The 13,390-nt window shown below is 73.4% G+C and carries 5 protein-coding genes; all 5 read right to left on the reverse strand.

Annotation, left to right across the window (positions count from 1 at the left end; genetic code table 11):
* Nucleotides 1–48 precede the first annotated feature (48 nt).
* From Mth01_RS05795 to Mth01_RS05815, 5 genes are read right to left on the reverse strand one after another with little or no spacing between them, the layout of a single operon-like run.
* Nucleotides 49–1,461 carry a TIGR02679 family protein gene (locus tag Mth01_RS05795; protein WP_239089398.1) on the reverse strand — a complete coding sequence of 471 codons (1,413 nt, stop codon included), beginning with the start codon at nucleotides 1,459–1,461 and terminating at the stop codon, nucleotides 49–51.
* On the reverse strand, nucleotides 1,454–5,644 hold the full coding sequence (locus tag Mth01_RS05800; protein WP_204012419.1) for a TIGR02680 family protein: 4,191 nt from the start codon (nucleotides 5,642–5,644) through the stop codon (nucleotides 1,454–1,456). Before Mth01_RS05800 ends, Mth01_RS05795 begins: the two co-directional genes overlap by 8 nt.
* Nucleotides 5,641–7,113 carry a TIGR02678 family protein gene (locus Mth01_RS05805; RefSeq protein ID WP_204012422.1) on the reverse strand — a complete coding sequence of 491 codons (1,473 nt, stop codon included), beginning with the start codon at nucleotides 7,111–7,113 and terminating at the stop codon, nucleotides 5,641–5,643. The genes Mth01_RS05800 and Mth01_RS05805 overlap by 4 nt, the downstream gene beginning before the upstream one ends.
* Nucleotides 7,110–8,777, reverse strand: a complete 1,668-nt coding sequence (locus Mth01_RS05810) for a TIGR02677 family protein (RefSeq protein ID WP_239089399.1) — start codon at nucleotides 8,775–8,777, stop codon at nucleotides 7,110–7,112. The genes Mth01_RS05805 and Mth01_RS05810 overlap by 4 nt, the downstream gene beginning before the upstream one ends.
* The gene (locus Mth01_RS05815; RefSeq protein ID WP_204012436.1) at nucleotides 8,716–13,389 is read right to left on the reverse strand and encodes a DEAD/DEAH box helicase; all 4,674 of its coding nucleotides are present in this window, start codon (nucleotides 13,387–13,389) and stop codon (nucleotides 8,716–8,718) included. Before Mth01_RS05815 ends, Mth01_RS05810 begins: the two co-directional genes overlap by 62 nt.
* Between the last annotated feature and the right edge of the window lies 1 nt (nucleotide 13,390).

Below are 13,390 nucleotides of genomic sequence, written 5' to 3' on the forward strand. Positions count from 1 at the left end.
GAGCGGCACGCGCCCGGCACCGCGCCGGGCGCGCGGCCGCCGAGGTGATCATGTTGACCGCCGTGCCGTACTGACCGACGGCGCGTCCGATGCCAGGTCGGCGAGGAGGGGCGGGATGAGGCGTTCCTCCATGACCGTCTGACCGCGGGAAGTCATCAGGGCGGCCAGCGCCTCGTCCCAGGGGCTGTCAGCGGGTGGGCCTGCCAGCGGGGTGGACTCGCCCTCCGCCAGGCTCGCCGCGTAGTCGGCCGCGCTCATCCGCCAGGGCTCCGCGCCGTACCGGGCGATGGCCCGACCGACGATGCGCAACCCCGTCCAGTCGAAGTCGGCGCGCCATCGCAGGCGCACGCCCCCGGCCACGGCCGCGTCGAGCAGACGGTGGCATGCCGCCGACGGGATGCCCTCGGTGCAGACCAGCGCGGCGCAGCCGGCCCCGAGCTCGGCCGAGGCGGCACGCAGGACCGCGGGGTTCTCGCATACGAAGATCTCCTCGGCTGCGCAGATCACGGGCGAGACGGCCTGCTGGTGAAGCGTGAGCCGGTACGGAATGCCATGACGAGCTGCCTCGTCGAGCCAGCCGGAGACGACGCCCTCAGACCGGGTCCGGATGTTCAGCACCAGGACCTGGCTGGCCAGATCATCGACGATCGCCCCGGCGGACTCCCACAGCTCCCGCTGCCCCGCCCGGTTTCCCGGCACGGTGGGCAGCCCGGTGCGCAGCGCCAGCGCTCGCAGGACGAGTAGCGCCAGCGGAGATCCGGGCATCAGCGCCTTGGTGTCACCGGTGGCCCGCTCGGCCAGCATCGGCAGAGGAACGGACTGTCCGGGGAGTCCGGTGGAGACGGCGGGCAGGCCGGGGACGGGAATCTCGGGGAGGCCGAGCGTGGGGAGGTGAGCGAGCACGGCGATCGCGCATCCGAGCAGATGCCCGTCGCCGCGCCGGATCAGCCGGGTCAGCGTGCCGTCCGAGGCCAGGCCGTCCAGCCATGCGGTGAACCACGGCTCGGCCGCATGCCGGCTGGTTCCGGCCGTGCCCAGCAGACGTTCCCGTTCCAGATCGAGAGCCGCACGTTCGGCGGCGCGGTCCCGGATCGGGCCGCCCAGCCTGGTCAGCATCTCCCGCAGGCCGATGCCGTACCGCGTGGTCAAAGCGGCGTCGAGCTCGGCCAGCGACACGGTGAGCCGCCGCACCGACTCCGGACGATATCTGCCGGTGAGACCGATGACGACGCGGCGTTCGGATTCGGACGGGTCCTTCAGCCCGATGGAGCCGCCATCGTCGCTGTGACCGTTGACGCTGCGGCCGTCGCCGCCGCCGTCGCGTTCCAGCTTGCGCCGAGCGGCGGCGAGCAATCGGGTCCAGCCCTCGCCGCGCAGCTCGTCCATGGGCAGCTCGTCCATGGGCAGCTCGTCCATGGGCAGTTCGTCCATGGGCAGCTCGTCCATGGGCAGCTCAGCCATTCAGGGCGGCGGCGTCGAGGATGGTGGCGTCGACCTCTTCCGTCCGGATCCGTCTGGTGCCGGGCGACCCCAGCGCGGCGGCGAGCTCCCCCGCGTCGTCGGCGAGCAGTTCCCCGCCGTCCCAGACGAGCAACAGGGCGCTCACCGTGTGTTCCACGGGGGAGTGGGCCAGGTCGTAGTGGGATGCCGCGGGGACCGCCGCGTGGGTCGCCCACAGGTCGTAACCCGTCATGAACAGGTCGAGATCGAACTGGGCGGCCAGGGACATCAGCTCGCCACGGCCGGTGTCGTCCACCCCGGCGAACGCCTCGTCCAGCGCGAGCAGCCTGGGCGCGTCGGGGCGGGCCGAGTTGAGCATCGCGTGGGCCGCCGCGAACAGCGGCAGGTGCAGTGAGACCGACTGCTCGCCCCCGGACAGGCGGCTGTGCCTGGCCCGGGTCAGCCGCTCCTCCGGCCCACCCGGTCGGACCAGTTGGAAGGCGAACTGCCGCCAGCGGCGATAGTCGAGCACTTCAGCCAGCAGCTCCCGGTAGGGCCTGTCCCGGTGCCGAGCTCGGGCGTTCTTGATCTGGGTGGCGAAATGGGCGCGCATCCGGCCCAGGGCGTCCGGGCCCAGGCGGGCGGCGTCGCCGTCGAGCAGGGCGCACACGGCTCGCTGCTCCTCCTCCAGCTTGTCGGCGAGCACCCAGCCCACTCCGACAGTGGTGCCGGAGGACATGCGACGTGACCGCATCTCGGTGTTCATCCGGCGGATCAGGTCCCGGGCGTCCACGGTGCGGTCGTGGATCTGCTGGGCGAGGCGGGTCAACAGCGCGTCCTCCAGGATCCGCTGCTCGGACTCCGACAGCAGCTGCTGCTGGTCCCGGCGGCTTGCCGCGATCTTCGCGGCGAACGCGCCGACCGGCAGCGGCCCCTCCTCGTCGGCGATCCGTACCACGATCACGCCGTCGGCGCCGTCCCATTCCGGGCGGTAGTCCTGATCGGCGGCGGTGAGCTGGGCCTGCAGGTCGTCCAGGGCCTTGGTCAGACGGGTGGTCGACTGCTTGAGCGAGATCTCGGTCGGGGTGAGGTCGCGGGTGACGGAGAGGATCGCCTCGTGGACCGCGCGCACCCCGGCGGGCAGCTCCTCGCCCAGCCAGTCGGCCTCCTGCGCGGGCCAGGCCGGGACCGGCGGGCAGCGCAGGACGTCGAGCAGCTCCCGCCGGGCGTACGGGCCCAGCTCGCGGGCGGTCGCCCGCTCCTCGCGCAGTGCCACCCCCAACGCCTCGCGGGAGGCCTCCAGGCGGGCGCGGGCCCCCGCCGCGACCGACAGCGCCTCGCGCTCGGCCGTGCGGGCCGCGTCCACCTCCCGCTCGGTCACGCCGATCGCGGTCTCCGCCTGCTCGACCTCGGCCAGCACCTGGCTCGCCTCCGCGCCGACCGTCGACCGCAGGGCCTCCAGCTTGGCGGCCTCCTCCGTGTGGCGGCGGCGTGCCGCCTGTTCGGTCTCCGCGGCGGTCGCCTCGTCCTCGGCGGCCTCGGTCAGCCGGTCGGCGGCGGTCTCAACGGTCGCCCGCTGCCGTGCGGCTTCCCGGCGCCGCCCGGTCAGCGCCCCCGCCATGCGCTCGAAGCGCCGGACGGCGCCCGCCACCTCCTCCACCACGTCGGGGGACAGTCCGCGTTCGGCCCCGGTCCTGCGCAGCGCACGCTCAGCCGCGCCGAACGCCGCGACGCCCTCGTCGTGGCCGCGCCGGGCGGCGTCGGCGCTCTCCCGGGTGGCGCGCAGGCGCCCGGCCGCCTGCTCGCGCTTGCGTAGCGCCGCCACGATCGCCCCGGTCCTGGGCAGTGCTGCCCGCGCCTCGGTGAACGCGTCGAGCCTCGCCTCGGTGGCCGCGGCTCGCCGGTCGAGATCCTCGATCACCTCGAAGATCGCGGTGAGGCGGGCGTCGCAGTCGGCCAGGCGGGCCGCGCGGCGGCGGGCCCGGGCGGTGGCGCCGATGTACTCCGCCGTCTGCTTGTGATGCGCGCCGAGCTGGATGCCCTGGAAGAACCGTCCTCCGCCGGTGATCACAGGCAGGGCCGGCGCTCCGGGGTCGGTGCTTAAAACAGCACCATCACCACCGACACCGTCCGCGTCGTCGTCATCGTCTCGGAAGGCGACCGCACGCAGGATGCCGGTGATCCGCTGTGCGGGGACCGGGGTGTCCTCCTCGGGCACGAGCAGGTCGGCCAGGCTCGCCCCCGGCTGCGCGCCGCCGCCCTCGACCGGTTGGGCGCCCTCGACCAGATAGGCGTCGGAGTCGCCGACGCGCACCGGCTCCGGCGTTGGGGTGACCCAGGCGTCCAGCACGCCCGCGGCCTCCAGGGCCGCCTCGACCGAGGCCGCCGTCCGTTCCGGCACCTCGTCCCGGAACCTGACCAGCCGCCACAGCGGCGCGCCCGCCCTGCCCTCGCGTGACGCGGTACGCGCCGGATGGGCGGGCGGCGCGTCGTCGCGTTCCGCGGCGATCAGCCGCCGCTCCTCCTCGACGGCGGTCCGATCCAGCTCGGCCCGGCGCCGCTCGCCGCGCAGCCGCGCCTGCTCCTCGCGCAGTTCCTGTACGGCCGGCGCCGTGATCTCGGCGAACACCGCTTCCAGGGGCGGGGCGTCCGGCTCGCCCACCTGTTCCAGCGCGGTGGCCAGCGCGTCAGGACCCGCCTGGGCGTCGGAGCCGGCGAGGAGATCCCGGTGCCGTGCCAGCCAGGCCGAAAGCTGGTCGCGTGCGTCCGCCCTGGCCTGTTCCACCTCCGTCTCGGCGGCCGCGGACTCCCTCTCGGCCGCCGCCATGACCTCCAAGGCCCGGTCCAGCGCCTCGCGGGCCAAGTCACGGGCCTGCTCGGCCTTGCTAACGGCCGCCAGCGCGGCACGCACCGCCCTGACATCGTCGTCCCTGGTCGCGATCCGGGCGGAAACCCGGGCGGCGAAGTCGTCCTCCGCGGCGTCGGCCGCGCTCCACGCGATCCCGGCCGCGGACGCCACGTCGGCCAGCTCCGTCGCCGCCCGGGAGACCGCGGCGTCCAGCTCGGTCAGGCTCCGCCGGGCGGCGTCCAGCTCGCCGGCCGCCCGGGCCTTCGCGGTTGTGCGGCGCGTCAACTCGCCCCGGGCCGTGGCCTCGGCGTCCGCGCAGGTCCGCACCAGCCGCTCCAGGTCGGCGAGTTGCTGCAGCGCCTCGTAGGCCGCGCTCGCCTTGAGCTGCTCCAGCCGGGCACGCAGTCCGGTCAGCTTGTCCTCCGCCGTGGCCAGCCGCGCCTCGGCCTCGGCCCGGGTCTGGTCGGCCGCTGCGACATCCTCGGCCGCCTCACCCTGGCCGGTACGGCGATCCGCCACCTCGTCGCGGCGACGGGTCAGCGCGTCGGCCGCCCAGCGGGCGTGTGTACGAAGGTAGGTGGCGTAGCTGGACAGGAAGGCGCCGGTCGCCTCGTCGGCGGCGACCAGCCCCTCCAGAGTGCGCTGCACCGACTCCATGTCGTCGAAGGACCGGGCGGCCTCGGTCACCAGGTCGTCGTCGATGGGGCGGAGGCCCTCGGTGAGGGTGTCGGACAGCTTGGCCGGGTCGAGGTTCTTGGCGAGCTGGGGTCGGCGCAGCGTGAGGATCAGGGTGATGAGCTGCTCGTAGCGCTCCCGGCCCAGGCCGAACAGCCGCTGGTCGATCGCGAGGCGGTAGTCGGACGGCGTGGCGAGCAGCGCGTGCTCGCCCAGCTCGGCGGCCAGCTGCTTGCGGGTCATCGGCCGGTCGTCCGCTGTGAGCAGGGAGAAGTCCACCCCGACTCGGCCTTCGGCGACGAAGTGCCAGCGCACCGGGGTGTCGCGGTGCCGCTGGGCGTGCAGTCCGATGCCCACCGTGACGGCCTGGCCGGTGTCGGCATGGCGGAACTCCAGCCACACGTAGCCGAGCCCGGTCTCCTGTCCCCGGAAGAGCAGGTTGGACTTCATGGTCCGGTCTTCCGACGCGAACGGGTTGAGCCGCTTGGGATCGATCCGGCCGTCGAGCACGAACGGGAAGAGCACTTCGAGTGCCTTGGTCTTGCCCGAGCCGTTGGGGCCGCGCAGGATCAGCCACCCGTTCGCGAAAGTGAACTCCTCATCGCGGTAGTCCCACAGGTTGATGATGCCCGCCCTTGTGGGCACATAGCGGCTGCTGCGCTGGGTGGCTCGCTCGCTCACTCAGGAGATCCTTCGAAGAGGGTGGGTTGGGAGAGTTCGGCGGCCCGGGTGGGCGCCACGGTGGGTTGAGCGCGGGGTTGAGTGTGGGGTTGAGCGCGGGGCTTCACCTCGGCGGTGACGCCCCGATATCTGGCCAGCAGGGGCAACGCGAGCACGCCGCCCTCCACCACGGCCACCAGGCGCAGCGCGGCCAGCAGCGCCACGGCCTCGTCGAGCAGCCGGTCGGGGTCGGCGCGCCAGTTCGCCCCGAACGCGCTGCCGTACTCACCGGTGATCTGACGCATCGCGCCGCGCAGCCAGGCGTCGGGGAGGAACGGATGGCCCGCCGGCTCCGTCTCCGGCGCCCGGTCCGATGCCCGGTCCGATGCCGGGTCCGGGATCCGTGCCTCCGCCGCCGGGCCGGCCGGGCCGGCCGGATCCTCCAGGGCGGCCAGGACGCCGTGGTACGGCAGTGCCGAGTCGATCCGGGCGGCCGACTCGGCCAGGCGTTCGGCGGCGGTGGGGGCCGGCAGCCGGGCGGGCCTGCTGCGCCGATTGCTCGGCCCGCAGTAGGTGGCGATGCGCGCGGCCAGCAGCAGCGCGGCCTGGGCGATCGTGCCCGCACCGGGAAAGCGGACGTCGGACAGGCGGCCGGAGGTGTCGATGATGGCGACGCCCTCGGCACGCCGCTCCACGCCCAGCCCGGTCAGCCGCTCCAGGTCCTCGATGAGGGCGGGGGAGCGGAGCTGGCCGCGCAGCGACTCGTCGACGTCGGCGTAGTAGACGACGGGCTGTTCCAGCACCAGCCGCCGCGCCCTGCGCGCCGCGGTGCGGCGCATGGTCGCCTGCCCCTGGGCCAGGCCGTGATCGGTGTCGAGTAGGGCGGTGACCGAGCGCAGGTGCTGCAGCACCCGGCTCGGCCGGTAGACCACGCCGACGATCTCCCGGTCGATGTCGTAGAGCGCCTCGGCCCGGTCGGGGTTGTTCACCCAGTCGGCGGCGGAGCCGTCGGCCAGGGCCAGCGCGCCGCGCTGCTCCAGCCAGGCCACCGCGTCGACGAAGGCGTCCCGGTCGGCCTTGCGCTCGGTGTCCATGCCGAGACCGTCGATCCGTACGGCGTCGGCGGCCACGGCGTCGGCCAGCTCGCCCAGCGCGATCTGGGCGCCCGCGCGGCCCAGCGCCGCCAGGGTGAGCATGAGGTAGGCGTAGCGCCTGCGGTCGAACGGCCTGCCGGTCCTGGTGAGGGCGGGCCTGGTGGCGTCGAGTTCGTCGTGGACCCGAAGCAGCCGGGCGGTGTCACCGGTGGTCAGCAGCCGGTAGCCGAGCACCTCGAACAGGTCGGTGCGCAGGTGCGCCGCCCACCGCCGGACCAGCGGCAGCGCGCCGCGGTCCGGGTAGGCCGCGGTGATCAGCGGGTGCCGCAGCAGCAGCCGTACCGCGCGCTGGTAGTCGGCCAGCTCCAGCGTCCCCACATCGGCGGCGACCCTCACGAGGCGGACACCTCCAGACGCAGCCCGGACAGGTGCAGCCGGCCTCGGACGGTCCTGACCGTGGTCGACCCGTCGCAGGGACGCAGCGTCAGCCGGGCGCCGTGCGCCGACCCGCTGGCGCTGCGGCTCACCGCGACCCGCGCCGACAGAGCCAGGTCGAGCAGGCTCAGCAGAGCCTGCGTCTCCGGCTCGTCCAGCGTCCGCTCGTACACCCCCTCGGCGGCCAGTGCGTTCGTGGCGGCCCGCCGCTCGGCCTGCGCCTTGAGTTGCTCGGCGCGCAGCCGCTGACGCTGCGCCTCGTTGCGCTCGATCCGGCCCACGCCGTGCAGCCGAGGCGCCCGGCCCGTCTGCACCAGTGTCCGTGCCACCCGCACCGGCTCGGCCTCCCACCACGAGAGCCGGCTGGGGATCAGCTCTGGCTCCTCGTACGGCACGGCGATGTGCCGTGGTGAGCCGAGGTCGAAGGTCACCTGGAACAGCGCGTGCGCGTCCTTGTCAGAGGGGCAGGAGACGAACCACTGGGCCAGATGGCGTAACTGGCTCTCCCGGCTCACCCCGCCCCGCCGTGCCTCGGTCACCCGGCGCAGCAGCGCCAGCACGCCGGCGATCGCCGTGACCGTGGCGTTCTGCAATCGCTCGGCCTCGTTGTGCGTCTCGGCCCCGAACCAGTGGGTCAGCCCCGACCAGCGCTGCCGCCAGTCGTGCTCGCGTTCCTCCGCCGAGCGGAACAGTCGTTCATCGGCCCCGGCGGCGGCGGCGATCATCCGATCCACGCCGGTCTCGGCCACCTCGGCCACCGCGGCGGCGAGCAGCGGCTGGTAGCGCGCCAACTCGGCGGTGAACTCCCGCATGTGGGCCAGCAACGCGTCCTTGTGGTTCAGGAACACCTCGGGCCGGGCGTCGTTGGTGCGGGCCAGGTCACCGAGCATGAGATAGAAGCGGGCGGCCCGCATCGCCATGTCGGACAGCACCTGGTCGAGGCGGCCGAGCTTGCGGTAGACCTCTTCGCCGTCACCAGCCCGGTTCGCCTCGGCCAGCGCCTTCAGGTCGGTCAGGATGTCGGGGAACACCAGCCGGGAGAGCTGGGCGTCCTCCAGGCCCGCGCCCAGCACCTCCTCCACCGCCTGGTAGGCCCGGTAGCCCGCCTGGGTGAACTGGTAGACGTAGTGACGGTTGCGATATTCGGCCAGGTTGGCCGCGCGGGTGCCGTCGTAGCTGCGGTCCAGCAGTCGCCAGTCGGTCAGGGAGTCCAGCAGCGGCTGCACGTCGACGGCCTCGGGGCATCCGGGATGTTCGGCGCGCAGCGCTTCGAGCAGCTCCCGGGCCTGGGAGGCGTGCAGCAGGACCTGGTAGTTGGCCCGGCCGCGGTCGAAGGCGCGCAGCAGCCACAGGTACTCGTGGCGCTTTTCCGCCGCGGCGAAGTGGAACAGCCGCAGCCGGTCGTCGAGCGTGAACGCGTCGATCCCGAACGCGCCCGGCTCGGCGTCCGTCTCGGCGTCCGTCTCAACAACCGTCTCAACACTCGTCTCCGTGCCCGTCTGGGGTTCTACCGTCATCACCGTCTCATCCATCTCGTTCAGGATGCCGCATAACACGGGCGGATCATGACAGTTCACCCAGACCGCGGAGAACGCCCAGGGCCGCGCCGCGGCTGAGCTGATCATGATAGGCCTCGTTGCGACGCGTCCGCAGGCAGCCGTAGCAGGAGGTCTCCTCGCCGCAGTCACACGACGCGACCCGGCGCAGGGCGGCGTCCACGACCACGTCCAGCGCGCCGGCGACGCGCAGCACGCTGCCGGCCCCGCCGGGCACGGTGTCGAAGAGCACCACGCCGGTACGGCCGTCCGCGCCGGGGTTCACCGTGCCGTCGATGTCGTCCCGGTTGATCTCCAGCCCGTCCGCTGCCCCCTCCAGCAGGGCGTACAACGCGGACCGCCACGCGCCGTGTCCGGACAGTCCGGGCGCGTCGAACCGGAGCTCCAGAATGTCGGTCTCGTAGCCGTGGGCCAGCGAGCGCCAGCGCAGCGGGCCGGTGCACGGGCTGCGGCGCAGCGGATGGACGTGCGATTTCGGCGTCCTGCCGAGGTTGGGCGCGCCCCAGCCGCACCAGTCGCAGATCAGGAAGCCGCCTCCCCCCGGTCCCTCGGAGATCGCGACAAGCCGGCCCCGGGACCCCGACCGGCACCAGACGGAGGCGCCCCCCGGCGTCGCCCAGCGGCGCTCGGCCAGCTCCACTCCGAGCGACACGACATGCGTGGAGCCGCGCCACACCGCCTTCGGTGGGGCCGCCGCGGGCCTGGCCGTACGGTGATCGGCGACGAAACCGAACTCTGGCACGTAGTATTCGCGCAGCGTTCCCCGGCCGGCAGCGCCGCACGCCGGGCAGGCGACTTCCAGGGTCTCGTCGCCCTCCCGGTAGTGCTGACATTCCCGGCAGACCGTGTAGAAGCGGCTGATCAGCTCGCGTCCGGGCAGCCGATAGACGCCCGCCGAGCGCCACAGCACCCCGCCCGCCACGACCTCCGCCCCCGGGGCGTACTCGTAGATCGCCGTGGTCAGGTCGCGTGACAGCTCGAGGCGGGCCCCGACCTGGCTGTCACAGTGCGCGGTGCGCAGCTCGACCGTGTCCACCGGAAAGCCGTACTTGGGCAGGACGTTCCGGTTGGCCAGGTACCCGATGAGAGACCGCCTGGTCAGCGTGTTCACGGTCCGTTCGAACCGGGCGGCCAGATCGCTGCGCCGCTGCTCGAAGGCGGCCGTCCGCCGTTCCTCGAACGTCTCCACGTCCTGGCCGAGCTCCAGGCGCACCTTGTCCAGGTGATCGCACAGCTCCAGCGCCCACACGCCCTCGCCCACCCCGAGCTCGGCCTGCGCGGCCGGGGGCAGCACGGCACGCAGCGAAGCGGTCACCTGCGATGGGATCGGGGACAGGAAGCGCCGCACCCGCTCCGGGCCGTCGCCGAGGAAGAAGTCGCCCGCCGTCTTCCACACCGTGCCCGAGGTCTGCTTCGTGTGCCGGAAGAAGGCCGCCAGCGCCACCGAGTGCGCGTGCCTGCGGTCGATCCGCGCGTTGCCGAGTGGCACGTACGGCGCCCGCAGCCGTCCGGCGATCATCGTCTCCGGCTCCTGGTAGCGCGACAGGTCGTGGGAGCGGCGCTGGGCATAGGTGACCACCAGCGCGGCCGAGTCCGCGCGGCGGCCCGCCCGTCCGGCCCGCTGGATGTAGTTCGCCGTGCTCGGCGGCATGTTGCGCAGCAGCACCGCGCTCAGCTCGCCCACGTCGACGCCCAGCTCGAACGTCGTGGAGCACGACAGCACGTTCACCTCGCCGCGGACGAAGCGCTGCTGGATATCGGCCGCCTCCAGGCTCGTCCACTGCGCGGTGTGCTCCCTCGCGACCAGCGGCGCGGGCGACATTTCCTGATAAAGGGCCCGATAGTGATCAGAATCGTCCAGTACGGCGGGGCGCAGCGTCCCGGAACAGCCCATCGTGGGGCAGACCCCGCGCAGTGAGACCGCGGTGATCCGGCGGCACAGATCACAACGATGGATGGCGGGATCGGCCGACAGCACCAGCCAGGTGTGGTCCACCTGGTACACCTGACCCAGCTTGGGCAGCGCTGCCGCGGTCAGCCAGCCGTCACGGTGGGCGGACAGGAAGCGCCAGCAGCCGTCGAGCACCCGCCTGGCGTCGATGTCCGGACCGAAGAGGCGGCGGAGGTAGTCGAGGCGACGGTTGGCTCCCTTGGTCGGCAGCCAGCTCAGCACCTTGAGCTTCGCCTCGGAGCCGTCCCTGCGCACGTGGATCGGGCCGCGCCGCGGATCGAAGATCTCATCACGCGGGTCGACCTCCTCCGGCATGCTCAGCACGCCCTGCTGCCGCAGCGAGCCGGCCAGCTCGCCCAGCAGCAGCCACGACTCCTCGGCCGTGAGCCCCAGATCCAGCAGCGGCTCCGGGGCGGCCCAGGCGGGATCGACGTCGAGGGCGACGCGCATCAGGCCCACGCCCTCCAGGGACTGCCGCTCGTCCAGGGCGACCAGCTCGCGCAGCACCCAGCGGGCCACCTCACGCCGCCGCTGCTGCCGCGAGTCGCGCCGCTGGAAGACGCCCGCCTCGGTCGCCGCCCTCGCCGTCTCCTCGATCAGGTCGTCCACCGTCGCCGTGGCATCCCTGGCGGTGGCCCGGCGCAGACCCGTGAGGATCAGGCCGCGCCGCTGGATGGCGGCGTGACTCGACTCCAGATATGGCGCGAAGAACGCCGCCGCCTGTCTGCTGTCACTGAAGGCCAGCAGCTTGCGGCCGCCGCCCGGCCGGTCCGCGTGCTCCTCGGCGGACGGCAGCGCCTGGTAGAGGGTGCTCGCCAGCACGGCGGCCGACGCCTCGTTGCCGCTCTCGAACTGCCGGATCATCCCGGCGCCGCGGGCGCCACAGGCCAGGCACCCGCTCGGAGCCCCCGCTCTCGTGGTCAGCCGCCGTACGGCCCGCCGAGCGTCCGCCGCGCCGCAGCGGCACCGCGGCTCCTTTTCAGCCGTCCCTTCGGCCTGGTTGTGCGAGGTCTCGCGCAGCGCGCCGCACCGGCCGCACAGGAACGCGTCCACGGCGGTGGTCTCCGGAGCCTCCGCGAGCAGTTCGTCGTCCTCGTCGGTCACCTCCGGCGCGCCGTCGCCGAGAAGCAGCCAGACCCGGGCCTCCTCCCGGGTGAGGCGCGGGGAGAAGACCTCGCCGCCACCCGAGGACTCGATAGCGCCGATCAGGTGGACGGCCCCGCAGCGCTTGCACGCCGCGAACTCGAACATCGTCCCCGCGCATCCGGGGGTCGTGCAGACCTCATGGCGCCCGAGCGACACGTGCGGGCCGAGCAGGCAGGTGAACGCGCCCTCGGTGGCCCGGACGAACAGGTGGTAGCGGGCCGACAGCACCGGCCTGCCCCCGTGATGAAGCCGCCCGCCCAGCGCGACCAGGGCCGTCAGGGCGAGCTCGTCCCCGTCGAAGAGGGCCGCCGCCAGCTCGGCGAAACCGCGTGGGCCGCCCGACAACATGCCGCGGAGCGTGGCCATGGTGTGCTCGTGGGCCAGTGCCGTGCCTGCCATGCCGGCCGCGTCTGCCGCGTCTGCCGCGTCTGCCGCGTCTGCCGTACCGGCCGTGCCGCTGGCATCGGCCTCGCCGTACCCTCCGCCCGCATGGGCCGCCAGCTCCTTCTCCGGAGCGGCGCAGGCCGCCAGCTCGCGGTAGTCCGCCGCGGTGAGCGGCCCCCAGAACGGCCCGCGCGGCATGTCCACCCGGCTTGCCCCGACCAGGTCCTGGCGGCCGGGGTCGCCGGGCACCCACTCGAACGGCGCGTCGAACAGCTTGCCGGCGAAATCCATCACCGCCTCCGGCCGGTCGCCGACCGTGGCGCTGGTGGCGATGCACCGCAGGTCGCGGCCCGGCGCGACCCGGTCACGCAGCCGGCGCAGCAGCATCCCGAGCTCCTCGGCCTTCGCGCCGTCGTAGACGTGCGCCTCGTCCAGCGCGACGAACCGCCACGTCGACCCGTCACCCGATCCATCAGCTGGGGGCGTCTCGAACAACTCCAGGTCGGCCGGGCGGAGCAGCAGATATTCCAGCATCGCGTAGTTGGTGACCAGCAGGTGCGGCGGGGCCGCGCGCATCTCCTCGCGGCTCAGCAGCTCGTTCGGCAGCCGCTCGGCCCCCGGGTTGAGCTCCTCGAACAGTGCCGCGCCCTGGGCGGCACGCTCGGGGGTGTCACCCGTGTAGCGGCCGAACGTGATGTACGGCACGGCGGCCAGCAGCTCGCGCAGCCGTTTGAGCTGGTCGTTGGCGAGCGCGTTCATCGGGTAGAGCAGCAGGGCTCGCACGCCCGGGCCGAGTCTCCCCCGTGAGCGCTCGGCGGCCAGCGCGTCCAGGATCGGCAGCAGGAAGCTCTCGGTCTTGCCGGACCCGGTCCCGGTGGCCACGACCAGGTTTCGCCCGGCGGCGGCCTTGCGCAGCGCCTGCTCCTGATGGAGGTAAAGCGGCCGGTCCAGGGGGAGCGCGGGACCGCCGAGCTGCGCGAAGGCGGGGTCCAGCACCCCCTCGGAGAGCAGCTCGCGCAGCGTGGCCCCGGTCTGGTACGGCGGGGTCGCCTCCAGCAGCGGACCCTTGCTGAGCAGTGGGCTGGTCGCGATCTGCTCGGCCAGCGCCGCGCCGATCGCCGGGTCGCGCACCGGCAGCAGCGAGCTCAGATACCGCCGGTAGGCTCCGGTGATGCGCGCACTGGTCTCCAAAGGGTCCACG

This window comes from Sphaerimonospora thailandensis (assembly GCF_016863115.1).
GTDB classification, from domain to species: domain Bacteria; phylum Actinomycetota; class Actinomycetes; order Streptosporangiales; family Streptosporangiaceae; genus Sphaerimonospora; species Sphaerimonospora cavernae.

What these genes read in the sequence shown, in the direction of transcription:
- Mth01_RS05810 (WP_239089399.1), bottom strand. Translation starts at nt 8,777, where the DNA reads ATGATCAGCTCAGCCGCGGCGCGGCCCTGGGCGTTCTCCGCGGTCTGG.
- Mth01_RS05795 (WP_239089398.1), bottom strand. Translation starts at nt 1,461, where the DNA reads ATGGCTGAGCTGCCCATGGACGAGCTGCCCATGGACGAACTGCCCATG.